Origin of the sequence: Corynebacterium aurimucosum (assembly GCF_046895345.1) — a bacterium.
In the GTDB taxonomy this organism is placed as follows: Bacteria; Actinomycetota; Actinomycetes; order Mycobacteriales; family Mycobacteriaceae; genus Corynebacterium; species Corynebacterium aurimucosum_G.
This window is the reverse complement of the sequence record NZ_CP160096.1, coordinates 315,023-338,188: the sequence shown is the minus strand read 5'-3', so window position 1 is coordinate 338,188 and position 23,166 is coordinate 315,023. Positions and strand designations below refer to the sequence as shown.

Here is a 23,166-nt window from a genome sequence, read left to right as displayed (position 1 = left end):
CAATGCGGATACCGATGCACCTTCCTGTGCTCGAACCAGGCCCAAATCAAAGAAGCCAAGAACAACAGTGGTGTAACCCACGCCAGACGATGCCACCAATGTGCTCCAAAGTAAGATTCATCAGCACTTAGTCCTGCTAGATAATTGATTACAAGCGTTGCGATGAACAGCACTACAACGACAGTAACGCTCCACCAGTAGGCTGCGCTTTTCTGTTTACGCATCAATGCCATCCTCCCCAATACATGTTTGCTGTTTTAGCGCGGGTTGTGTGGTTAGTCGTCTCCCCCACCCAGATTACATCGTTCGGCTATTGCTCTAGGAAGTCCAACATCAGGGCGCCAATCCTCCAAGTTCCAACTAGGCTTAACTCGGGCGACTTGAGATAGCGGGTGACACACAAACTGGTTGTGGAGGCTTCCGGTATCCGCAACCCCCTTGGATTTTGCTTCATTCCAACCTGCAGTTTCAGGGATTGGTGACTGCATTGCCCTTCCCAAGACCATAGGAAAGACCATGTATCGCGTACCTTCGGGCTGTCCTTCGCCTTAGAGCACCCGCCCTCCGAGCACGACGAAACCCCTCTCCGCATTTAATGGAAAGGGGTTTCATTTGGTGCGGCCTGAGGGGATCGAACCCCCGACCTACTGGGTGTAAACCAGTTGCTCTTCCAGCTGAGCTAAAGCCGCAGTGCACTTGGTGTGCTCGAACAAGATTAGCCCATGGGCAGCCGCAGCAACAAATCGGGGTGCGATTCACCGCTGCGGATGCCGCGTGAGCAGGCATATCCTGCGACTATTTCTTAGGGCTTTTTGGTGTAGCCACGTGCAACGAGGCAGGAGCCCTGCCAGTCGCCGAGGCGCTCGGCCTTGGTCTGTACGAGGCCGGCCAGCTGTGCGGATTCGGAGATCTCACCCGGCTCCAGGTTGCCCGGCTTTCCTGCACCCGGGGTCAAAAGCCAGATGCGGCCGGAATCACCCAGGGGACGGCTGGCGTCTACCAGCCCATCGACCAAGTCGCCGTCCTCCGCGCGCCACCACAGCAGCACGAGGTCACACAGCTCGTCGGTCTCCTCTTCGAGGAAGTCCTCCCCCAACACGTCCTCGATGGACTCAGAAATCGTGGAGTCACAGTCCTCATCCCAGCCAAGTTCCAGGGCAATCTGGCCCTCCTCAATGCCGAGCTTGGCTGCAAATCCCGTCACTCGCTGAGTTCCTTCCGATGAAGTAGTTGATGTCATGCAGAGTATTTTAACGTCTACGGTGCACTTTTTCGCGTCAAACCTCCCCCATTCTTGCCCCAAGGTGGACATTTTCCCTCATAAAACCACCCGTGGGGGCCTCCGAGTGCCCCACCGTGAACGAGGCGCGTATCCTAGAGCAAGATCTGTGTACTACGACCCAGGAGGATTTAATGGCCGACTTGGACGCCCACAACGGCGACTCCAACTTTCCCATCGTTCGCGATGGCGTGGCAGCATACCTGCATGACTCCGACCCGGAGGAGACCCGCGAGTGGATGGACTCCCTCGATGGTCTTCTAGATTCTTCCGATCCGGAGCGCGCCCGCTACCTCATGCTGCGCCTGCTTGAGCGCGCTACCGCTAAGCGCGTGCCGTTGCCGTCCCTGACGTCCTCGGATTTTGTTAACACCATCCCCACCTCCCTCGAGCCGGAATTCCCGGGCGATGAGGAGCTGGAGAAGCGCTACCGCCGCTGGATCCGCTGGAACGCGGCCATCATGGTGCACCGCGCGCAGCGCCCAGGCATTGGCGTCGGTGGCCACATCTCGACCTACGCTGGCGCTGCCCCGCTGTATGAGGTGGGTCTGAACCACTTCTTCAAGGGCAAGGATGATCCCTCCGGCGGTGACCAGGTCTTCTTCCAGGGTCACGCTTCCCCGGGTGTCTACGCCCGCGCCTTTATGGAGGGCCGCCTGAGCGAGGAGGACCTCGACGGCTTCCGCCAGGAGCACTCCCGCGGTGAGGGCAATGGCCTGCCTTCTTACCCGCACCCGCGTCTGATGCCGGACTTCTGGGAATTCCCCACCGTGTCCATGGGCCTGGGCCCGATCAACGCCATTTACCAGGCACGCTTCAACAAGTACCTGGAGAAGCGCGGCATTAAGGACACCTCCAAGCAGCACGTCTGGGCCTTCCTGGGTGACGGCGAGATGGATGAGCCGGAGTCGCGTGGCCTGCTGCAGATGGCCTCCCTCTACGAACTGGATAACCTGACCTTCGTGGTCAACTGCAACCTGCAGCGTCTCGATGGTCCGGTGCGCGGTAACACCCAGATCATTCAGGAGCTGGAGTCCTTCTTCCGCGGTGCGGGCTGGTCCGTCATCAAGATTGTCTGGGGCCGCGGCTGGGACAAGCTGCTGGAAGCCGACAAGGACGGCGCCCTGGTCAACATTATGAACACCACGTCTGATGGTGACTACCAGACCTTCAAGGCTAACGACGGCGCCTACGTGCGCGAGCACTTCTTCGGCCGCGATGAGCGCACGCTCAAGCTGGTGGAGGACATGTCCGACGATGAGATTTGGGCACTGCGCCGCGGTGGCCACGACTACCGCAAGATCTATGCCGCCTACGACAAGGCGTTGAGCTACGCGGGCACCGGCCGCCCGACGGTCATCCTGGCCCACACCATTAAGGGCTACGGCCTGGGCCACAACTTCGAGGGCCGCAATGCTACCCACCAGATGAAGAAGCTGACGCTGGAGGATTTGAAGCTCTTCCGCGATAAGCAGGGTATTCCGATCAGCGATGAGCAGCTCGAGGCCGATCCGTACCTGCCGCCGTACTACCACCCGGGCAAGGATGCCCCGGAGATCAAGTACATGCTGGAGCGTCGTAAAGAGCTGGGCGGCTTCCTGCCGGAGCGCCGTGAGAACTTCGAGACTCTGACCACCCCGGATCTGTCCAAGCTGCGCTCGGTGCGCAAGGGTTCCGGCAAGCAGGACGTCGCCACCACCATGGCGCTGGTGCGTACCTTCAAGGAGCTCATGCGCGACAAGGAGCTGGGCAAGCGCGTCGTGCCGATCATCCCGGATGAGGCTCGTACCTTCGGTATGGACTCCTGGTTCCCCACCATGAAGATCTGGAACCCGCGCGGCCAGAACTACGTTCCGGTGGACCACGACCTCATGCTCTCCTACCGCGAGGCCACGGACGGCCAGATTCTGCACGAGGGCATTTCTGAGGCCGGTGCCGCAGCATCCTTCACCGCAGCAGCCACCTCTTACGCCACCCAGGGCGAGGCGATGATCCCGCTGTACATCTTCTACTCGATGTTCGGCTTCCAGCGCACCGGTGATGCCTTCTGGGCCGCTGGCGACCAGCTAGGCCGCGGCTTCATCATCGGCGCAACCGCCGGCCGCACCACCCTGACCGGTGAGGGCTTGCAGCACATGGACGGCCATTCCCCGATCCTGGCATCGACCAACCCGGCTATGGAGGTCTACGACCCGGCCTTCGGCTACGAGATTGCGCACCTGGTCCCCCGCGGTATCGAGCGCATGTACGGCGAGGACAACGAGCCAATCATGTACTACATCACCGTGTACAACGAGCCGGTCAAGCAACCTGCCGAGCCGGAGAACCTCGACGTCGAGGGCCTGCACAAGGGCATCTACCACTACAACACCGCCGAGTCCGGCTCCATCCCGGCTAACATCCTGGCTTCCGGTGTGGGTATGTACGAGGCTCTGCGTGCTCAGGAGATCCTGGCTGAGAACTACGACGTCAAGGCATCGCTGTTCTCTGTTACCTCCTGGGTCAAGCTGGCTCGCGACGGCGCTGCCCGCAACCAGGAGGCGCTGCGCAAGGGCACGGAGCCTACCGAAGCATTCGCTACCTCCCAGCTCAAGGGCTTCGAGGGACCGTTCGTCGGTGTCTCCGATTTCGCCACGGACCTGCAGGAGCAGATCCGCCCCTACGTCCCGGGCGAGTACATCGTCCTGGGCGCAGACGGCTTCGGTTTCTCCGATACCCGCGAGGGTGCTCGCCGCTACTTCAACATCGACGCCGAGTCCATCGTCGTCGGCGTCCTCGAGGGCCTGGCCCGCGAGGGCAAGGTGGAGCGCAGCACCGTGGAGAAGGCAGCCCGCGAGCTGAAGCTCGATGACCCGACCGCCACCGTCTCCACGTCCTCCGATGAGGACTAAGCCTGATGAGGATTAAGGCTTAGGGCTTAAAACCCCAAGCCTTCCAGCCCCTTCTGCCTGAGCAGGAGGGGCTTTCTCAGGCTCAAGCCCAGGAGCAACTGCCCTAGTTGCCAAAGTTCTGGCCAGATCTTGAATCAGAGGCTATAACTTTGTCAGAACGGGCAGTTCGACCACCACAGAAGGCTCAGCCAACGCCGATAAAAGGCTCAGCAGCCATCAGCAGCGGGGCTAGCTGCCGAGCACGCGGTCGAGGACCCGGCCCAAAGCCTTGGAGACCTCGCTGGGCTCTTCCAAGATGACCATGTGGCCAGCACCGTCGATGACGGTCAGGGTGGAGTCCGGCCAGTGGCGGGCAATGACCTCTGATTGGCGGTGCGGGGTCACAATGTCATGCTGGCCCACCACGATCTCCCCCGGCACGCTGCGCAGCCGGGCCGTAGCACCGAACTCGGAGTGTTCCACCAAATCATCGAAGAAGCCCGCGTAGCTCGACATCGGAGTATCCAGCAGCATCGCCACGTGGAATTGCAGCTTGTCCATCTGCGGGAAGCCCTGCAACAGTGCCGCAAACACTGGGGCGATGAGTGCTGCTGCCTCGAAGCGCACGCGGTTGAGCCGGTTCGGCAGCTTCAGGCAAGCGCGGTAGACCATGCCCAGCGTCTTCGATTCCAAGATGCGAGCCACGCCAGCGGCGGCAAAACGCTGCATCGAGGTGGCCACCAGCGCCATTCCTTCGACGCGATCAAAGACATCCCGCGGGGCGCGGCGCAATAAATTCAGCGCGATCATCCCGCCCATGGAATGCCCGAGGAGGACCAAGGGCCCCTCGGTGGCGCGCTCGGAAATCACGGCCAGCACGTCATCGGCCGCACCCCGAACAGTGCACTGCGCGGGGGCGACGTGGGTGGATTGGCCGTGGCCGCGGACATCGACAAGCAGGCAGCGCACCGTGGGATAGTTACGGCGCACGTCGTTGACCTGGGAGTAGAAGCTCTCAGCCGACAGACAATAGCCGTGGATGAAAACCGCGGTGACCTCCGCATCCTCAGGGCCCACCTCATACCAGGCCACGCGCACGCCATCATTGTCCACGAAGCCCGAGTCGCTCACCCCGGTAAGCCCTGGCTCTGTCGTGAGATCATGCAGATCGTTGTGAACGGTGTGCTCGACAGCGCGCATGCGGGGGCGGACCCGGCGCGACCAGCTGCGGGCGACGGCGGAGGAACGTGCTCGAATAACCATGACATTTCAATACTAGACTGGGCCCCATGGCTAATGACCTTTCAGCGCAACTCCAAGCCCGCTTCGGCTCCGCACCGGCAGAAGAAAAAGAAACTTCCCCAGCCGGGGACGCATACGGCGAGCTCACCCGCCTCATCACGAAGGTGACCGGCGTGGAGGAAGGCCTGGAGCGCGAAGCGAAGTTGGAGGACCTGGGGGTTGAGTCGCTCGAGCGCATCGAATTAGCCGTGCGCCTCGAGGAAGCCTGCGGGGTCCGCCTTAATGAAGAAACCATGCTCTCCGTGACCACGGTGGGCGAACTTGCTGAGTATGTGGAGGAACACTCGTGATTTCTTATCTTTCGGACATGGACGGCGTCCTCATCAAGGAAGGGGAGATGATTCCCGACGCGGATAAATTCATCCAAGCGCTGAAGGATAACAACATCGAGTACATGGTTCTGACTAATAACTCGATGTCCACCCCGCGGGACCTGTCAGCACGTCTTCAGAACACAGGCCTGGATATCCCGGCGGAGCGCATCTGGACCTCCGCGACGGCCACCGCAGCTTTCCTCTCCAACCAGGCGGGGCTGTCCACGGCTTATGTCGTGGGCGAGTCTGGCCTGACCACCGCGCTGCACGAGGCCGGTTGGATTCTCAATGACCGTGACGCGGACTTCGTGGTCTTGGGTGAGACCCGCACGTATTCTTTTGAAGCCATCACCACGGCAATCAATCTCATCCGCAACGGCGCGCGTTTCATCGCCACCAACCCGGACGTTACAGGCCCGGCCCCGCAGGGCGTGCTGCCGGCCACGGGTGCTGTCGCGGCACTCATTACTGCGGCGACCAACCGCGAGCCTTACTACGTGGGCAAACCGAACCCGGTCATGATGCGCAGCGCCCTGAACAACATCGGCGCACACTCGGAGAACACCGTCATGATCGGTGACCGCATGGATACCGACGTCAAGTCGGGTCTGGAGGCCGGCATGCGCAGCATCCTGGTGCGCTCAGGCATCAGCGATGACCGCATCATCGAGCGCTATCCTTTCCGCCCGACGCGCATCATTGACTCCGTGGCGGACCTGCCGGAGCGCATCTTCGATCCCTTCGAGGATTAGGCCTTCACCGGCTTAAACCGCGCGCTTGACGACGCCCCTAAACCCGTACTCCCCCGCCAGCATCTCCACCGCACGCCCCAGCGCTTCTAATTCGCTGGGCGTTCCGGTGAGCACTTGCTGGCAGCCGATTCCGGTGTAATCGGCATTACCGGCCTCCGCGTTGTCGGCTTCCCCTTTAGTTACGGTGTCGGCATCCGTCGTTATCGTGTTGTCGGCATTCATGCCGACAACGTCCCATAGTGGGTCTCGGCGCCAACGGGTGCACCACTGGGCGGTCAGCGGGTCATCACCAGGGACGATGAATTCGCTTTCGCTGCGAATGCAGCGCGCCATGGCGCGCTCGATGGCAGGACGCAGGCTGCGCGGCATGCCTGAGATCTCCAGCACGGCTGTGCAGACCTCACCGCAGGCACGGTTGGGCCAACTATCCGCCGGGCTACCAAGTGGGTTGGCTGAAGCGGCCGGCGCGGCGGCACCGGCCAGCTGCGGGTGAACGCGTTGATTCACTCCTTAAACTCCTTTGACGTGCGAGTGATGGCACGCCGGCATGCGCCGACGCAAGACGAGCTTCGTCTTCCCCTACGAACTTGTCTTCATCACGTCACTCGCGCCGAGGCGCGAACACCGCCTGTGTGGCCGCAGTATGTGGCCACGCGGTGCGTCGTTGTCTGCCCACAATTTTCCCCCGCCACTTGGGCCACAACAACCCTCAACCTGCACTTAAGCCCCCACAGCCTCAACAAAGACTTGAGACTTCTACCCCGAAATTCGCCCCACAAATCACTAGAGTCCCACAAGTCAACATGCGCACCACGGGCGCGTTGTTGCCACAGCCCTCTCACTACCCCCGTTGCAACGCGCCTTCTGACGTTGCAACGACAGTCAAAGTCTTCACGCAGCCGCGCCTAGCGCGCCTGGCACTCCTCCCAGATGGCCGTGTTGCTCTCAGCCCACAGCGGCTTGCACCACTCGCCAAAGTCACGGTCCGTGAGCGCAACCATGGCCCAGTCACCCGCCACCCACAGGTAGGTTCCACTCATGCCAAAGTGGCCCACGGTATCGGCCGGCAAGCCACCCATCCACTGCTGCTTCTCGCCGTGGATTTCAAAGCCCAGCCCCCACGTACAGTCTTTGAAGCTGCCATAGCCGGGAACGATGCCGCGCAGCCCAGGGAACTGAACGCTGCGCATTACCTCCACCGTCGAAGGATCAAGCAGGCTGGGCGAATGTACCTCGGCAGCAAAGGCGGCGAGGTCCTCCACGCTAGAGACCAGGCCGTGCCCGGCCGAGCCTTCCAAGGTGGTGGCCCGCATCCCCAGCGGGGCGCACACGCCTTCAGCAAGGTATTCAGCAAAGGGAATCTCGGTGGCCTTCTCCACCTCCTCGGCGGCCCACTCATAGCCGGATGAGGAATAGATACGGCGCTCGCCGACTGGTTTTTGTTGCTCACGAGTATCAAAGCCCACCCCCGAGGCATGGGCTAAAAGATGGCGCAACGTGGAGCCTTCAGGGCCTGCAGGCTGATCCAGCTCCACCGCCCCTTCTTCGACGGCCACCATCACCCCATAGGCGGCCACCAATTTGGTCACAGACGCCACTGGGAAGCGGCGGGAGGTATCTCCCAGCTGCTCTACCACCTCGCCGCGGTGCAGCAGGGCGGCAGCAACGGTATCGACTGGCCAGGACTCAAGAGAAGAAAAAGCGCTCATGCGCTCCAGCTTAACGAGGATCGCGCTCGCAGCCTACGCCATCACCATCGCGGTCGAACTTGGAGCGGAAACCCGGCTCACCCGCATAGATCGGGCGACCGAGCGCGTTCCACACATCAGCACAACGAGTAAAGGATGCCGGAGCTGGCTTCGGTGCCGGGGCGGGAGCGGGCTTGGCCGCAGGCTTCGGAGCCGGAGCAGGCGCTGGTGCGGGCGCGGGAGCTGGCTGCGGCGCTGGAGCAGGCGCTGGTGCGGGAGCCGGGGCCGGCGCAGGGGCCGGCGGCGAAGGAATCAGACCTGGGAGCGGATTCGGGATGATGCGCTGCTGCACGGCCCAGTAGACGCCGCCAGCAATTGCCGCGAGAATGGCTGCGGAAATGCCCACGCCAAGAGCAATCTTCTCCCCCTGGGAGGACTGCTGGAACTCAGCATCATCTTCCTCGCTGGAAGAATCAGAGCTCTGCTCAGAGGACTCAGCATCCTGGATGGAGGATGCAGCGTCCTGCTCGGAGGACAAATCTGCACCAGTATCAGCAGCGGAGGAGTCAGCGGCAGGAGCTTCGACTCCCGGACCAGCAGTCTCCGCCTGAGCAGGAACAACAGCGGATAAACAAAGTGAAACAGAGACAGAGGCGGCGAGAACCGCACGAGAGAACTTAGTCATAAACATAAGTTATAGCCCGTGGTTCTTCCCCGCAGGAAATTACGCAATGAGATGGAGCTGGATTGCCCCCGGCACATACGTCGTTAACGGATGACCCCACCATAGCGATACACAAGGTGTAGCGCATTGCGTCGCTGCACTTCCCTATCACTCATATCTCTGGTGCGCCCTCTCCAAGCGTTTCCCGGCAGCACCTCTCGGTGCTGCCTCTGAGTGCTGCCCCTAAGTGCTGTACTGCGTTGCTGCCCTCTCGGCGACGCTCTCCCAATTCTGCCGGGATTTACAGGACCTACATCACGGTGGAAGGTTCCACAGCGCCCTCCGTGGCGTTCGCCGTGGGCTGCTCGTTAACGGTGGGCGCAGGCGTTTCGGAGTGTTGCTCCACCGGGGTCTGCGTAGCCGTAGCTTGCGGATCCGCCGGGACATACGTGGCCTCGCTGTCCGGGGTGCTATCAGTCGGCGTCGCCGGCTGGCCCTCCTCCGTCGGTTCCTGGCCCGTGGAATCAGTAACCGGTGCATCCTGAGGCGTGCTATTCGGTGCGGCCGAAGGATCAGACGGTTCCGCGGACTCAGAAGCTTCTTCCGAGTCCCCCATCCAGCGCGAAGGCGAAAGCCACCCGGCATCCACCCCATCCGGGTTGGCAGAGGAAAGCAGCAGCAGTCCCACCACGCCGAGGCCTGCGATGAGCCCCGTGGTGGAGGCACGCACGCGCCCGCCCAGCGTCCAAAAATACTGCCACTTGGTCTCCGGTTTATCCGCCCGCCAGATGCCGCCCTTGTAATCGTCCTCTTCCTCCTCCTCGGATTCATCGGAGAACGCCGGACGGCCAGGGCCGTCATCCATATTCTCCTGGGGCTTCTCGCCGGCATCCGCCACAGCCTCTGTGGTGATCACCTCCGTCTGCGCCTCCGCCGCAGCATCCGGGGCTGTGCTCTCCTGCGAGGACTCAGCAGTGCCTGCCGCCGGCATGACGGTGCTGGGGGTGTTGGCAGCAGGGGCGTCGCCAAGCACCTGCGGGGCATCGCCGGGCAAGCCCTCCGCCGTGGGCAGCTTGTACAAATCCCAGAAGGAGGACAGCAGTGCTGAGCGGATAGCGCGCTCCACCGCCCACTGGCGAGCGGGGTTTACCTGCACCAAGACGCGATACTGCACCTGCCAGGGCTGCCCAGCCGCAGTGGGCGCTGTAAGCCCGGTGGCGGGCAGGACGTCGAGCTCGCCGGCCACATCCTCGCGGATTTCCGGGGTATCAAGCGCGTGCTGTGAAATCTTTTCCACCTGCTCGGTGATCTCCGGCAAAGAATCGCCCTCATGAACCGGGATGGCAATATCCACCACCGCACGGGACCACTCTTGGGAGAAGTTCGTGACCACGCCCGCAGAACCATTGGGCACCATGACGACTTCGCCGGTGGGCGTGCGCACCGTCGTCGTACGCAAGGTCAGCGACACCACGGTGCCCTCCACGCCCGTCACACCGTCGAAACTGACGTAGTCACCCACGCCGAACTGCTTTTCCGAAAGGATGAAGAAGCCGGCAAGGAAATCACCAATGATGGACTGCGCGCCGAAACCGACGGCGGCCGAGACAACTGTCGCCGGAATCGCCGCGCCGAGAGGCGGCACGCCAAGGTTGGACAGCGCAGCCAACACGAGCAGGAAGTACGCCACCGCCTGTGCCACGTACACCAGCGCCCCGGCAAGAGCCAGTCGGGCTTTGGTGGATTCTTGATTTTCATCCAAACGGGACTCAATCACCCGCACGGCCAGCCGGCCAAGACGCGGGATAAGAATGCCCAACAGAAGCATTCCCAACAGCGGCAAACCATGGTCCACGATGGCCTGCCAGATGGCGAACATGTAGTACTTCAGCATTGCGCCGAGAGTACTCTTTCAGCCTGACAGAACCCTTGGAGCTTTAAGAGCGGTGGATGAGATAGTAATTCGGGGTGGGCTTCCACGTGTAGCCAGCAGGCACGATGTCCTTGCCATAGGCGGTGTAGGATTTCGTCGACCACAGTGGAATGGCCGGCATCTCTTCCAAAAGCAGACTCTGGGCCTCAGCATAGTATTTCTGGGTCATATCGTGACCGTGTGCTTTACCTGCCTTTTCCAGCAGCTCATCGTATTCCGAGCTATAAAAGCCTGACTCGTTCGCTGAAGAATAGCTCGCGTACAGCGGCGCTAAGAATGTCGATTCCTCTGGGAACTCCGCCTGCCAGATCGTACGGAAGGCACCAGTGATGTGGCGCGCGATGACCTCCTGGCGTAGATCCTTCAAGGAATCAAACTCCTGCCCCTCCGCAGGAACGCCCAGAGTATCCGTTAGATGTTTCGCCACGGCGTCGATCCATGTCTTGTGGCCTCCGTCAACGTTGTACGCAATGGTGAACACACCTGTAAACGGATCCAGTTTCTCCGCCTGCGCCCAGAGCTCACGGGCTTGGTCCGGTTGGTAGGTCAGCACGTCGGCCCCCTTGGGGGCGGGCGGGGTGGTGCCAGAGAGAGGTGCAACAAAGCTTGTTGCCGGAACCACCATGTCGTGGAAGACTTCCCGAGCAATTCTTTCTCGGTCCACCGCCATAGACAAGGCGCGGCGGCGCAAGCGCCCCGCCTCACCACGAAAATTCGACTCATTGGCAGGGATGGTGATCTCCATGATTGAACCGCCCGGCGTAGTCAGCGCACTCGCGCCCAATTCTTTGTCGAAGCTGTCCAACTTTTCCGATGGAATGCGCGTGAGCACGTCCAAACGGCCTTCCACGAGATCCTCGTAGGCCTGCTTCTCCGAGGAATACACAACGAATTTAATACCATCGTTGCGTGGGGTTCGTGGCCCCTTGTACTGCGGATTAGGCAGAAGAACCAAGGACTTATCGTGCTCCCACGAGGCCAGCACGTAGGGACCACTGCCGATAGGGTCCGTGCCCCGCTCGTTCAACTTGTCTTGATCTTTAGAACGCATGGGGAAAAAGACCGAATAGCCCAGCCGCTCTAGGAATCCCGCCGTGGGGCGGGAGAGCTCAATGCGGAAAGACTTCTCCCCTGTCTCCCTAAGACCGCGCATGGTCTGCCTGCCCTCATGGAACCCTTGAATTGGTTCAAAAGAATAAGCCGATAGCAGCGACTGCCGCACTGCGGTATTCCATGTATCGACAAAGTCCGCAGCAGTGACGCTCGAACCATCGGAAAACACTGCGTCTTCACGAATCACCACGTCATATGTTGTGTCATCAACCTGGGTGATGGATTCCGCCATGTCATAGTGAGCATCACCGTCCTCGTCCAGATACATCAGTCCCGAATACACCAGGTTGATGATGGTCTGCCCCGGCACATCGTTGGAATCAGCCGGGATGAGGGTGCGTTGCGGCTCTGAAATATCAGTGGTGATGAGGTCCAGGCCTGAGGTATCAATGCGGTCCGGTTCCGAAGCGCAGCTCACCACCGCAGGTGCCACTGCCCCCGACACAGCCAGCACCCCCAGCAGCCCCAGAAAAGAACGCCTCGACGTCACGCGTTCATCACCTCACTTTCACCCATACTTTAAAGCATCTAATCGTCTCGCTTTTCATAGCGGCGCATGAGCCTTTCCACCAGTTCATCGGTGAGCTGGTCATCAGCCAAAATACGATCCAGAAGCTCGCGCGGTGAGGGCTCATCGGCGCTCGGGGTCTCATAGGAGTCACCGCTTAAATCCACGCCGAAGTCAGAGGTTTCTGTCTCCGCAGTGGCAGGCTCAATCATCTCTGACATCTCCGCGACTTCCTCATTGAAGGAGTCGAGGAATTCGTTAGCATCGAGAGCCGCTTCCGCGCGCCGCTTGCCGGCTCGTACCTCGCGCTCAATACGGCGTTGCAGTGCCTTTTCCATTTGGTTGTGGCGCCAGGAGCGCAGCTTCGTGGGCTCTAGGCGACGCCCCACGGCCCTGCCCTTGCTCTCCGCCTTGCGCGCCATCACCATGACGTAGGCTGCGGTGTCATTAACCGGCGCCCAGTCTTGGCGGGCAGGTACGCGCCACCCGGCCCAAATACCCAGCATCGTCATCACGAAGGAGACGATGGGGCCCAGGATGATTCCCCAGGCCAGGTATCCAGCCGAATCCGCGCCGAGCACCACCAGGGCGCAGGCCACCGCCGGGATCACGGTGGGGGTGTTATCCCCGAAGACGGCGGGTTCGCGCCCCATGGCAATATCACGAATCATGGATCCGCCCGTGGCCGTGAACACTCCCATCATGATGCAGGGAATCAACGGCAGGCCATAAGCGATGGCTTTGAGCGCGCCTGTCGACGCCCACAGGGCCGAGACCACCGCATCCCCATGTGATTGCACATAATCCCACGTTTTGCCCTTGAAGTAGACGAAGCGGGCAATAATGGCACCAGTAAACGCCAGGTAGAGATACTCCGGCTGGCTCATCGCGGCGACGGTTCCGCGGTTGATGAGCACGTCACGGATCATGCCGCCGCCGAGGGAAGAGAACATCGCGATGAAGAAGAAGCCCACGATGTCATAGCCGCGCTGCCGCGCCATTGTTCCGCCAATCATGCCCATGAGGAGGACACCAATGATGTCGGACCAGTAGTACAGCGACTCGATCAATGGGTCCATCTCGACAACGCTCATAGTGGTCATCGTATCGGGTGCTGAGCAATCTCTCTCGCATTAAGGCGCTATTACTTTAAGCGGACCACCTGGTTGGTGGGCCACTAAGGTTTGAGAAAAGGAGCTAATGCACGTAGAGCTCGTTGTAGGCTTTCTCAATCCAGAGGACATAAAATACTTCCCCGTCTTTCCAGCCGGCAAAAGGGAGATTCCCTTTGTGACGGTACACCCGGAACTTCTCGACATCCTTAAATTGCCTAGGTATACGAGGAATAATCGCGCTTGCCGGAATAAACTCCGAGCCGAGTCCGTGCTTGGGATGCTGCGCCAGCTCTTTCCATGAAAGCACTGACCGCTTGTGCCACTTTTCCAGAAACTCTGCGCGCATCGAATCATCTAGTTCCTCGAAGCCCCACCCCTTCTGAAGAAATCTCAGTGACAGGAGCGGATAGTCAGCCCGAGAGCTGCGAAGATCCTCCACGACGCTTGAGTCTGGGGCGCTCCGTACCTCTCTGGTTGGCCTGCTCCCCGTCGTTTACTTTTCTTGCCCACGGCTAGCAGAAATAGTTCTTCAGATCGGCATCCGTTATTTCCAGCCCGCGCTTGCCCTCGACGAAGTTCTTTTTCCAAGGAGACTCGGTGTGGGTTTTATTACGCAATGCCCATGCGGAGTAGGGGCCATATTTGTCCCACACCTCAATCAAATCCCGCTCAACGTCGCGGTAATCATCCCAGTCAAAATCATCTGAGATGAACTCATCGGAATCGATGGGAAGCTTTCCGTAATGCTTGACGTCATGATAGACGTCCACGACTACTGGGCCGTGTGCCCAAGCTTCCATGCGCTCAGGAAAAAGCGGCAGGCCATCAGAACTGCGCATATGCAGCCCTTTGGCGTAGTAGAGAAGCTTTTGAAGCTTGAGCTGCGTTATATCAGCATCATCAGTTTCTTCAGCCCACGCTACAAACCATTCGGCTATCTGACGCGCCGTAAATTGTTCCATGCCTGCCCTCCTTCCATTTCCCGCCAAGCGTACAACAGGCCCAAGACATGCGACCATCCCGACGTTCGAAAAGACGTAAAACGCCCTCCAAAAAGACAGCATAAGACCAAAAGGACGGCGTAAAAGGAGTAAGTAACAGAAGCTTTGCGTGGTGGGGCCACCGGGGCTCGAACCCGGGACCAACGGATTATGAGTCCGTAGCTCTAACCGACTGAGCTATAGCCCCGCGTATTCCCTGCCTGCATTCCGCACCAGCACTAAGCCAGCACTCACGCACACAGCGAATCCGCTCCCAGCAACATTAATCGGCGGGCCCGGAAAACGGCAATTTAGGCCCCGCCCTGGCCGAGATCCTCTCCCAGATTTTCCGGGTCCGCGCTCTGCACCGGATCCTCAGCAACGGACTTCCGACCTTTCACCGCCACAACAACGACGATGATGTAGGACACAATCACCCCAAGGACACAGAGCCAAAACAGTATCGCGGATAGCTCCAACGCCCACCGGCCCACAATCTGGATGAAGGCGGATTTCACGCTCTCATCGGTATCACCGAGATCGACCATAAAGAAGCCGGCCAAGAAGAGAAACACCGTAACCACGATGAAGGCCCAAGATTCGCGCCAGCCGAAGGCCTTATACGTTCCGGCTTCCGCGTCCTCCGTCACGCTGCGCACGGGGATAAACCACAGGCCAAGCAGCGCAATGGCCACGATTCTCCCAGCCGGAATGGAGAAGAATGCGGCCCATCCGCCAACGTCAAAAATAACCCGCCCCACAGCAAAGAACGCCGCACCTAACAGGCTCATGACCAGCGCCGCGACGGAGCTGATGTGGACGTTCCGATACTTCATGCCGGCAAGCCTAGCGTGCGCTACCGCTACTTTCACTCACAAAACTGATACGGAGCCCAGCCGAAGAGGAACAGCGGACCCACCGCATACGGACCTTAGACGCTGAGTCAGCCGCCAAGCCTATTCTTTCTTCTTCATTTTCCTAGCTTGCCTGCGCTCGCGCCTTCGAGCACGTTTTGCTTTGCGGATGTCCACGACCCAACGCGGAACAAAAGGCCACGGAAGCGGAATTCCGAACGCACCCGTAAAACCAATCGCTCCGATGACGAAAGCGGCAATGAGTGGAATAGACAGCACTGTTTCGGCGGGTTCTGGAATGTTCATACTTGCAACCAACCCTGTGGCACCGGCAGCGCCCATAACTAGCGATCCATAAGGATAGATGAAGAGGACGCCATCGCTGTCTGCGCCTATTGAGTCGACTGAGTCATACCATTTTTCCGATTGAGGAGTCCTCCGCACGCACCGGATGTAGTAGGTCCAATAGGCCACCATGACCACCACCAACCCACCATATACGAGCAGCTCAGCGGTATCCCCACCCATTGGATATGACCTCCTGTGGTTGCGTGATGCGGTATGTAATGGAACGCTACCAGCGTCTGCTGGGCGGAGGCAGTGGGCTAAAACGAAATCTGAATGCGGAGCAAGCACCTGGACTGAGAACACATGTATGTCATCAGACATTTATGAGGTTGTAGTCTTGCGACCATGAGGCTCCTTTCCTTTAGCGTGTCCAACTTCCGCAGTATCCGCGCCACGCAAACACTTTCGCTGTACCACCATTGGCAGCACTCCACTGCCCCGAAGGAAGGCTGGGAGCAGGTCAGCGACCCTACCACCGTGCTCATCGGCCCCACTGCCTCTGGAAAGAGCAGCGTTCTCAACGCCCTCGCCTTTGCTTTGCGCGCTATCGAATCATCCGCCACCGCCTGGCTTGCCGACGCCCCACCCAACCAACTCCCCCACGCCCCTTATCGCCTCAACCCCCGCACGCAACGCCTGCCCAGCACTTTTGAGCTGGAATTCGAGCTCGATGGCGTGCGCTATCTCTACGGCTTCCAGTGGAGCTTTACCGGCGTGCATGCCGAGTGGCTCAGCCGCGTGCCCTCAACCCGCTGGAGCCCCTGCTTCGTGCGCACCCGCGGTGAGGAAGTGCAGTGGACTAAGTCCTTTATGGGCAAGGGGGATGTAGCCAAGCTCGGCCCCGTCGGAGACACCGAGCTAATCCTCTCCGTTGGCCTGCGCGATGAGCACCCTGTGCTCGCCCCACTAGCCCGCGCCTTGGTGCACGACGTGGCCTACCTGCCGCACGGGCACTCTTCCATCAGCACGGCCTCACGCATCACCGCTCTCATCCGCACCGGCAAGCTGCACCTACATGAGGCTGCCGCTCTGCTGCGCGCAGTTGATTCGGGAATCCACTCCGTGCGGCTTGATCAGGACCGCATCCCGGAGCACGTCTTCCTACAGATGCGCCCGGTGATCGACGCGCTCAGCCGCAATAACGGCACCATCCGCCGGCCAGACGAGTTTCAAGATTACTCCGATGCGGAGATTGAATCCCTGCTGCACGCCATCATCGTGGAACACAAGACCAATGATTCCTTCTACGAGCTGAAGCTGACCGACGAATCCGGCGGCACCCAGAACTGGATGGCCACCGCTCCCCTGATATTGGATACCCTGCGCTGCGGCGGCATCTTGGTTGCCGATGAGCTGGATTCCGCTCTGCGCCCAGCACTGCTCGACTTCCTCATCCACGCCTTCCGCGATCCCCGCATCAACATCAACGGCGCCCAGCTCATCTTTGCCTCCCACGCCTTCAGCGCCCTCGAACGCGCCAACGAGCTGGGTCTGCACCCGGAAAACTTCTGGTCCGTGGAAAAGACCGCCGCCGGCGAATCAGAACTACACAACCTCAGCGACACTTCCATATCCTTGGACATCCCCGATGCCACCCACCACTTCCTGCGCGAGCGCTACGGTACCGCCTCCCGCCAGGCGCTCAATACACTCAAGGAGCTCGTGAGGGACAGCTCATAAAGGGCGCGGGCGCTTGGCGACATCTCCCCGCCGACCACTCCACCGCGATCCCAAGATCGAGATTGTCCACATCTCCGCTTGCTGTTCACCAAAGGCTAGCTGCGATTGAGTAGGAACGCATTCCATTTGCGCATGCGCGTACCCAGGTTGAACAAGAATTCTACCCAATAGAAGAGGTCGAAGACGCGCTCAAACGAACACCTATACGACCAAAAGCTTACAAACTGCACAGATCGTAGGTTCCCCTCTTCGCATGAACAAAGTTGTGTCCCACGCAAAAGGTATACTTACCACAATGCCGAACAGGTTATCTAAAGTGAATGGAGGAATCGCTTTTGCCCCACCGACCCCACCCTTCTCTAACTCGTATCTTCCAACGAGCCTCTCCCGAAGACACAATTGTTTTTATCGATGAGAGCTACGTAGCCCCTGGTGAAGAATTCTCCGATTCCTTTTACTCGCTGGTCGCAACCGCCATTAAGTTCAAACACCTTGCCGACACCCGGTTTTGTCTGAAAGAAGCTGCACAATCCACCTATTGGCATACTACTGATTCAATGCAGACCAGAGAAGGTCAAGAAAGGGTCGAGGCAATGCTCAGGCTTTGTTATGAGTTTGGTGACTCCCATTCTGTCGCTTGCCTTCGCCCGCTTCAGCAGGACAACGATGTTGAGCACGCTCGCCAAGACTGCCTCGAGAAGCTGATCACCACTATCACTGGGCAAGACCCTTCGCTCAACGGAATCATTTTCGAAGAACGGCGTTCCCAATCTGATAACGACAAAGATAGAAACACGTTAAAGCGCTTACGAAAATCAAACGTTCTTCCACAGGGAATTCCCGCAGCATGGGTTAGCCCAGCCGACGAAACGTGCCTTTGGATACCAGACCTTGTGGCCTATATGTATCGACGAACGCTAACTCACGGCGGACAGAGCACAGCATGGTTCAACAAATATCTGGCAGAACATTGCCAAATCTTGACGGTGCTGCCGAAGCCTAAACCCTAAACCTGCGCAAGCTCCAAGAGAAAATTAAATGACCCCCACCTGCCAGTAGCCTCGGTGAGGGTCGAGCAGCTGTACATAATGTAGGGCTGCTCCTGTCTCAGAGTATGCCTTATTAAGCCCAATTCAGTCAAGAGGCACAATGCCATCTCCCCAGCGCCGCCTTCGATACTCAACGCGAACCGGAATTTCATCAGTCTCCAATGGCTTGTCGAGTCTCACGGAGAGCATACGGCGTTATTTAACAAGCATAAGCCGGTTGACGTTTGCTTTGAACTGTTTGGAGACACGGATTTACAGAGGGCCCACAAGCCAATTCCTCGACGATTAAGACTTCCGTTTCGTCGGGATAAATGGTCATGCTAGACGGCGGTTAAGGGCCGCGGACCAATTGGCAATCTCCTGCCCTAAGTACTCGACGTAGCGGCGACGGTCTTCCTCATCCATACCTTGGGCCTGAGTTACAGAAGTGTTGATGTGGTCAGGTTTTGAAACGGTCGACTTTGTCAATTTAATCCCTCCTTTCCCAGCATGACACTTACACCTGAAGCGTCCTTCACCTTTCAGTGAGACTCTCCTTAAAGACAACCGAGTTGTGTGCGAGTGACTAGAGGCCATCTCAATGCTCCACATGCTGCGCACGTCCGACACACCTGTCAGAATCAAGGCTTGTTTGTTGAAGCGCCGCAGCCTATCAATGCGCCTCCAGTTGCCCTCTAGAAAAAGCTCTGGAGCCTACGCGGCTCCAGGCGACAACGTTCCGGTAGCCGGCTCGTCGTGCGCTTATTCTAAGCAATACAACACCAAGCCGACAAGGCTCTTATCCGCACACCGTCCGATAAACTAGTTCCGACGCAGAAGGAACACGCACCATGACTGAACAGGAACGCCTCCAAGCACTCGAAACTCGCGTTAGCGAATTGGAGTCCCAGGTAGCCGAACTGCTGCAGGCCCTCGGTCATGCTCCTTCGCGCCCTAGTACTGCAGACGCACCGCCGCCGGCGAACGTTTACTCTGAAAACCGCTCACCGGAAGAGAAGATTGCGCTCTTCATGGATTACTTCACGGGGAGGACAGATGTCTACGCAGTGGCCAAAAATACTGCGGGAAAGAAGGCTTGGTACCCGGCGAGCAATGGCTACTATGACCGAAGAAATCCCAACCTAAAACCCCTGACACCGAAGGTGATCGAAGGACATCTGCGCCGTGACAATCGCTTCCACGTTGGGCTTTATCCGCTGTGTACAGATGACAGTTGCCGGCTGTTGGTCTGCGATTTCGACGATGACGACTTCAAGCAAGCCGCCCGTGCCTACGCCGAAGAATGCAAGAACCACGGCCTCGATCCACTCATAGAAGTATCGCGCTCTGGGAACGGAGCTCATGTCTGGGTATTCTTCGACGAACCTATTCCCGCCGGCCTGGCTCGTTCCGTAGGCATCGGGCTTCTTGCCAAGGCTAGCCCGGATTCCTACTTCTCCAGTTTCGACCGGTTCTTTCCTTCCCAAGACACACTGCCGGCGAAAGGCCGTGGCTTCGGAAATCTGATTGCCCTCCCATTAGCAGGCCACCATCGCTCCGAAGGCACAACAGTCTTCGTCGACAGTGATTTTCATCCATTGCCAGACCAATTCGAAGCTTTGGCAAGAACGAAGAAGTCAACGCTTTCCGAGCTCAAGAGAATATACGCTGCGCTTCAGCCCGATCCCGAAACATCCCTTCCCCAGGCACCCACCCGCGCAGAACTAAAGAAGCTCAAGGCCTCGGGAAAAGTCCACGTCACGCACGATTCACATGTCCACGTCGATTTATCAGGCGTCGATGCCACCACTCGTACAGCCCTGCGGCACCTAGGCGCTATTGCCAACCCGCAGTTTTATATAAAACAGGCCCAGCGTTTCTCCACTTTCGGAACTCCACGGATCATCGTGCGCTTTGATGAGAAGGACCAAGTCCTCACACTCGACCGCGGCACGCTCGATGACGTCCTCGACATCTTGAAGACTGCCGGATATACCGTCACACGTCGTGGCCATACGCCTAAGCCCCGGCGCATCGATGCGTCATTTGCCGGCGAACTACGTCCCTACCAGCATTCCGCCGTCAAACAGATACTCAAGCACAAGTCTGGAATGCTCATTGCCCCTCCCGGCACTGGAAAGACCGTCATGGCGTGTGCAATCATCGCCCAGCGTCAAGTTCCCACTGCGGTGATTGTTCCATCCAGGGAGCTTGCTACGCAATGGCGCCAAGCCCTCAAGCAGTTCCTCCCGGAAGTTCAGGTTGGGCAATACTCGGGCACCAAGAAGAAGCTCAGTGGAGAGATAGACATTGTCACTGCCCAATCCATCAGCCGCAATGATTCCAAGACTGATTTTCTCTCCAACTATGGCCACATCATCGTTGACGAATGCCACCGAGTCGGCGCTGCCGGATTAACCAACGTGCTAGCTCAACGCAATGTTCGTTTTATGCTCGGTATGACCGCGACTCCTTACCGCTCCGACGGTCTTGATAAACTGCTTCCCCTCATTTGCGGCCCTATCCGCCATACCGTCGAGCTCAAACGCCCCGGACGCCGCGATTATGTAGTCCATAACACCGAGTTCACGTACGACTCCCCTTACCTGTTCTGGCCCGACCTCGACACCGCCCTGGCGGCGGATGAGCACCGTAACCGCCTCATCGCCGACACGATCCAACAGGCTGCCCAGAACGAGCAGAATGTCCTCGTCCTAGTGAAACGTCGCGAACACCTTGCAACCCTCAACGCCCTGCTTACCGACGCCCCCTTCCCCGTCCTTCAGCTACACGGTGGCCAAAAGGCAAGCGAGAGGCAAGCCGTTCGTGAGAAACTTGCTGCAACATCGCATTTCATTCTTTTAGCCATGTCCCAGGTGGCTGGCGAAGGCATTGATCTTCCTGCACTGGATACTCTTGTGCTGGCCGCCCCAGTAAGCTTCCGCGGCGTTGTCATTCAACAGGTTGGCCGAATCACTCGCGATACCGAAGACAAGGAGAGCATCTCTGCCACCGTGCACGACTTTCTCGATGCCAACGTCCCTGCCCTCGCCGCAGCCTTCAGAAAGAGAAGCTCCACCATTGCCAAGCAGGGATTCACTCGCAATGATATTTAGGGCTTCCCCGTGCATGGCCGATTCCTACTAGATTAGGGGCCGTGCACAACTGAAATCGGGCCTGACCCCCGGAAAGTAGACACGTCGGGGGTTAGCTATGCTGCTTGGGTCAGTGTAGCTGATGTGAGTGCTTCGAAGTCATCGGGGGCTAGAAGGTTGCACCAGGAGTGCCGTCTGCGCGTGTTGTAGCGCATGCACCATCGAAAGACTTCTTGGCGGCAGATGACGGGATTGTCAAAGACTTTTCGATCACGCAGAACTTCACGCTTTAAGGCGGCATTAAAGGATTCTGCCAGGGCATTATCAGCACTTGTACCCACCGCGCCCATGGATTGGCGTACACCAAGCTGGGCGCAGTGGTCCCTAAAGGCTTGTGAGGTGTATCAGACTGCCATGATCAGAATGGAAAATTGCCCCTTTAAGGCTTCCGCGAACCTTGCTGGCATGGGACAAAGCTTCGATAACCAGCGATACCCGCATGTGATCGGCGAGTGCATGTCCGACGAGTTTGCGCGAGTAGACGTCGATGACCGTGGCCAGGTACATGTTCTTGCCTCCCTTACACGGCAGGTAGGTGATATCGCCTACATAGACCTGGTTCGGCTTATCAGCGGTGAATTTGCGGCCTACTAAATCTGGCATGACGCGGTGGCCAGGCTTGCGCCTGGTGGTGATGCACCGACGCCGTTTAGTAAAGCCTTTAAGTCCCATGGATTTCATGATGCGTGCGACCTTCTTGTGATTGATCGGAGGAAAGTCCGTATCGTCGTTGAGGCTTGCAGCGATGCGTTTAGCACCATAAAGCCCGTGCTCATCATCGAAGATGGTCTTGATTTTTGCACCAATAAGGGCATCGGAACACGTCTTTAACCTGCGTTTTTCTCGGGTGTTGACCCATTTGTAGAACGAGGAGCGATTGAGCTTTAACACGTGGCACATCCGCTTGACCGAGTATTCGGTTCGGTGGTCATAGACAAACTGGAAGCGGATTACCAGCGTGTCTCTTCGGCAAAATACTTCGCGGCCTTGCGCAGGATGTCGCGTTCTTCGCGCAGCTTTGCGTTCTCTTTTTCTAGCTGACGGATTCGTTCAGAATCAGTCGTCGCCTGTGCCTTGTCGCGCATGCTTTTTGTGCGGGCACGCTTGCCGGTGCCGTACTGCTTAAGCCAGGAATAAAGTCGGACCTGACCCCCGGATAGTAGACACGTCGGGGGTTAGCTATGCTGCTTGGGTCAGTGCAGCTGATGTGAGTGCTTCGAAGGTATCGGGGGCTAGAAGGTTGCACCAGGAGTGCCGTCTGCGGGTGTTGTAGCGCATGCACCATCGGAAGATTTCACGGTAAGACCGGAAAAGTGCAAAGCAGACTGACATGACACCTCGACAAATAGCAACTAAAGACTCGAAAGGTTTTTACAACGCATCAACGGACTTGACCCGCAATAGCCACTATGAGGCGCAAAATTTCACGCGCTCAATGTATTTGTTAACGATGTTATAATCACAGGAATGTAACCCGGCTTTCGCAGTCGAATATGAATGCGGGGAGAAAGATGATCGGCAAAATCGCGTGTCCAAGACCAACCAGCCATTAGACCTCGACTTGACAATCGTCAACCGTGACG

The 23,166-nt window shown here is 58.5% G+C and carries 19 protein-coding genes, 2 tRNA genes and 2 pseudogenes; 6 read left to right on the top strand and 17 right to left on the bottom strand.

From position 1 onward, the window contains the following. Positions 1 to 275: 275 nt before the first annotated feature. The 3 genes and pseudogenes from ABZS45_RS01745 to ABZS45_RS01735 form a co-directional block, all read right to left on the bottom strand. Positions 276 to 521: pseudogene (locus ABZS45_RS01745) on the bottom strand (DUF2599 domain-containing protein); the annotation flags it as partial. Positions 522 to 613: 92 nt separating this feature from the next. Further along, positions 614 to 689, bottom strand: a tRNA-Val gene (locus ABZS45_RS01740). A 113-nt stretch (positions 690 to 802) separates the two neighbouring features. Next, entirely contained in the window at positions 803 to 1,240 is a 438-nt protein-coding gene (locus ABZS45_RS01735; RefSeq protein ID WP_412100403.1) for a DUF3052 domain-containing protein, read from the bottom strand. Between the two features lie 173 nt (positions 1,241 to 1,413). Here ABZS45_RS01735 and aceE point away from each other — a divergent pair, with 173 nt between their 5' ends. After that, the gene (gene aceE, locus ABZS45_RS01730) at positions 1,414 to 4,170 is read left to right on the top strand and encodes a pyruvate dehydrogenase (acetyl-transferring), homodimeric type (RefSeq protein WP_412100401.1); all 2,757 of its coding nucleotides are present in this window, start codon (positions 1,414 to 1,416) and stop codon (positions 4,168 to 4,170) included. A gap of 228 nt (positions 4,171 to 4,398) precedes the next feature. Here aceE and ABZS45_RS01725 read toward each other — a convergent pair whose 3' ends face one another. Further along, positions 4,399 to 5,412, bottom strand: a complete 1,014-nt coding sequence (locus tag ABZS45_RS01725; protein ID WP_412100399.1) for an alpha/beta fold hydrolase — start codon at positions 5,410 to 5,412, stop codon at positions 4,399 to 4,401. Positions 5,413 to 5,438: 26 nt separating this feature from the next. Here ABZS45_RS01725 and ABZS45_RS01720 point away from each other — a divergent pair, with 26 nt between their 5' ends. Continuing rightward, a complete protein-coding gene (locus tag ABZS45_RS01720; protein ID WP_412100397.1) occupies positions 5,439 to 5,741 on the top strand; it encodes an acyl carrier protein in 303 nt (100 codons plus the stop codon). After that, complete coding sequence (locus ABZS45_RS01715; protein WP_412100395.1) at positions 5,738 to 6,517, top strand: HAD-IIA family hydrolase; 780 nt, start codon at positions 5,738 to 5,740, stop codon at positions 6,515 to 6,517. Before ABZS45_RS01720 ends, ABZS45_RS01715 begins: the two co-directional genes overlap by 4 nt. 12 nt (positions 6,518 to 6,529) lie before the next feature. Here the strand turns inward: ABZS45_RS01715 and ABZS45_RS01710 are convergent, their stop codons facing one another. The 11 genes from ABZS45_RS01710 to ABZS45_RS01660 form a co-directional block, all read right to left on the bottom strand. Further along, positions 6,530 to 7,024, bottom strand: coding sequence for a hypothetical protein (locus ABZS45_RS01710; RefSeq protein WP_412100392.1), 495 nt, complete (start codon positions 7,022 to 7,024; stop codon positions 6,530 to 6,532). Positions 7,025 to 7,422: 398 nt separating this feature from the next. After that, entirely contained in the window at positions 7,423 to 8,226 is an 804-nt protein-coding gene (locus ABZS45_RS01705) for a serine hydrolase domain-containing protein (RefSeq protein ID WP_412100391.1), read from the bottom strand. A gap of 10 nt (positions 8,227 to 8,236) precedes the next feature. Next, positions 8,237 to 8,890, bottom strand: coding sequence for an excalibur calcium-binding domain-containing protein (locus ABZS45_RS01700; RefSeq protein ID WP_412100389.1), 654 nt, complete (start codon positions 8,888 to 8,890; stop codon positions 8,237 to 8,239). Between the two features lie 289 nt (positions 8,891 to 9,179). Continuing rightward, positions 9,180 to 10,763 (bottom strand): mechanosensitive ion channel domain-containing protein, encoded by a 1,584-nt coding sequence (locus ABZS45_RS01695; protein ID WP_412100387.1) that lies wholly within the window; start codon positions 10,761 to 10,763, stop codon positions 9,180 to 9,182. 43 nt (positions 10,764 to 10,806) lie between these two features. Continuing rightward, positions 10,807 to 12,405 (bottom strand): ABC transporter substrate-binding protein, encoded by a 1,599-nt coding sequence (locus ABZS45_RS01690; protein ID WP_412100385.1) that lies wholly within the window; start codon positions 12,403 to 12,405, stop codon positions 10,807 to 10,809. Between the two features lie 38 nt (positions 12,406 to 12,443). After that, a complete protein-coding gene (locus ABZS45_RS01685; RefSeq protein ID WP_412100384.1) occupies positions 12,444 to 13,517 on the bottom strand; it encodes a trimeric intracellular cation channel family protein in 1,074 nt (357 codons plus the stop codon). Between the two features lie 103 nt (positions 13,518 to 13,620). After that, the gene (locus ABZS45_RS01680) at positions 13,621 to 13,977 is read right to left on the bottom strand and encodes a hypothetical protein (protein WP_412100383.1); all 357 of its coding nucleotides are present in this window, start codon (positions 13,975 to 13,977) and stop codon (positions 13,621 to 13,623) included. Positions 13,978 to 14,050: 73 nt separating this feature from the next. After that, positions 14,051 to 14,500: a Panacea domain-containing protein gene (locus ABZS45_RS01675; RefSeq protein WP_412100381.1), complete on the bottom strand. Its 450-nt coding sequence runs from the start codon at positions 14,498 to 14,500 to the stop codon at positions 14,051 to 14,053. Positions 14,501 to 14,649: 149 nt separating this feature from the next. Next, positions 14,650 to 14,726, bottom strand: a tRNA-Ile gene (locus ABZS45_RS01670). Positions 14,727 to 14,829: 103 nt separating this feature from the next. Then, positions 14,830 to 15,354: a hypothetical protein gene (locus ABZS45_RS01665; protein WP_412100380.1), complete on the bottom strand. Its 525-nt coding sequence runs from the start codon at positions 15,352 to 15,354 to the stop codon at positions 14,830 to 14,832. A 120-nt stretch (positions 15,355 to 15,474) separates the two neighbouring features. After that, a complete protein-coding gene (locus tag ABZS45_RS01660) occupies positions 15,475 to 15,900 on the bottom strand; it encodes a hypothetical protein (protein WP_412100379.1) in 426 nt (141 codons plus the stop codon). Positions 15,901 to 16,065: 165 nt separating this feature from the next. Here ABZS45_RS01660 and ABZS45_RS01655 point away from each other — a divergent pair, with 165 nt between their 5' ends. Both ABZS45_RS01655 and ABZS45_RS01650 read left to right on the top strand, forming a co-directional pair. Beyond that, the gene (locus ABZS45_RS01655) at positions 16,066 to 17,400 is read left to right on the top strand and encodes an AAA family ATPase (RefSeq protein WP_412100377.1); all 1,335 of its coding nucleotides are present in this window, start codon (positions 16,066 to 16,068) and stop codon (positions 17,398 to 17,400) included. Positions 17,401 to 17,720: 320 nt separating this feature from the next. After that, positions 17,721 to 18,410 carry a hypothetical protein gene (locus ABZS45_RS01650; RefSeq protein WP_395419842.1) on the top strand — a complete coding sequence of 230 codons (690 nt, stop codon included), beginning with the start codon at positions 17,721 to 17,723 and terminating at the stop codon, positions 18,408 to 18,410. Between the two features lie 354 nt (positions 18,411 to 18,764). On the opposite strand, the gene ABZS45_RS01645 is transcribed toward ABZS45_RS01650, so the two are convergent. After that, a complete protein-coding gene (locus ABZS45_RS01645; RefSeq protein ID WP_412100376.1) occupies positions 18,765 to 18,917 on the bottom strand; it encodes a hypothetical protein in 153 nt (50 codons plus the stop codon). A 362-nt stretch (positions 18,918 to 19,279) separates the two neighbouring features. Between ABZS45_RS01645 and ABZS45_RS01640 the strand changes: the two genes are divergently transcribed. Next, positions 19,280 to 21,544, top strand: coding sequence for a TOTE conflict system archaeo-eukaryotic primase domain-containing protein (locus tag ABZS45_RS01640; RefSeq protein WP_412100374.1), 2,265 nt, complete (start codon positions 19,280 to 19,282; stop codon positions 21,542 to 21,544). A 95-nt stretch (positions 21,545 to 21,639) separates the two neighbouring features. Here ABZS45_RS01640 and ABZS45_RS01635 read toward each other — a convergent pair. Continuing rightward, positions 21,640 to 22,743, bottom strand: a pseudogene (locus tag ABZS45_RS01635) (IS3 family transposase); the annotation flags it as partial. Positions 22,744 to 23,166 lie beyond the last annotated feature (423 nt).

Bases quoted from the DNA above. Each gene is read 5' to 3' on its own strand.
- ABZS45_RS01640 (WP_412100374.1), top strand. From the start codon at position 19,280: ATGACTGAACAGGAACGCCTCCAAGCACTCGAAACTCGCGTTAGCGAA.
- ABZS45_RS01720 (WP_412100397.1), top strand. From the start codon at position 5,439: ATGGCTAATGACCTTTCAGCGCAACTCCAAGCCCGCTTCGGCTCCGCA.
- ABZS45_RS01705 (WP_412100391.1), bottom strand. From the start codon at position 8,226: ATGAGCGCTTTTTCTTCTCTTGAGTCCTGGCCAGTCGATACCGTTGCT.
- ABZS45_RS01700 (WP_412100389.1), bottom strand. From the start codon at position 8,890: ATGACTAAGTTCTCTCGTGCGGTTCTCGCCGCCTCTGTCTCTGTTTCA.
- ABZS45_RS01675 (WP_412100381.1), bottom strand. From the start codon at position 14,500: ATGGAACAATTTACGGCGCGTCAGATAGCCGAATGGTTTGTAGCGTGG.
- ABZS45_RS01695 (WP_412100387.1), bottom strand. From the start codon at position 10,763: ATGCTGAAGTACTACATGTTCGCCATCTGGCAGGCCATCGTGGACCAT.
- ABZS45_RS01660 (WP_412100379.1), bottom strand. From the start codon at position 15,900: ATGGGTGGGGATACCGCTGAGCTGCTCGTATATGGTGGGTTGGTGGTG.
- ABZS45_RS01735 (WP_412100403.1), bottom strand. From the start codon at position 1,240: ATGACATCAACTACTTCATCGGAAGGAACTCAGCGAGTGACGGGATTT.
- ABZS45_RS01650 (WP_395419842.1), top strand. From the start codon at position 17,721: ATGGAGGAATCGCTTTTGCCCCACCGACCCCACCCTTCTCTAACTCGT.
- ABZS45_RS01725 (WP_412100399.1), bottom strand. From the start codon at position 5,412: ATGGTTATTCGAGCACGTTCCTCCGCCGTCGCCCGCAGCTGGTCGCGC.
- ABZS45_RS01655 (WP_412100377.1), top strand. From the start codon at position 16,066: ATGAGGCTCCTTTCCTTTAGCGTGTCCAACTTCCGCAGTATCCGCGCC.
- ABZS45_RS01685 (WP_412100384.1), bottom strand. From the start codon at position 13,517: ATGAGCGTTGTCGAGATGGACCCATTGATCGAGTCGCTGTACTACTGG.
- aceE (WP_412100401.1), top strand. From the start codon at position 1,414: ATGGCCGACTTGGACGCCCACAACGGCGACTCCAACTTTCCCATCGTT.
- ABZS45_RS01665 (WP_412100380.1), bottom strand. From the start codon at position 15,354: ATGAAGTATCGGAACGTCCACATCAGCTCCGTCGCGGCGCTGGTCATG.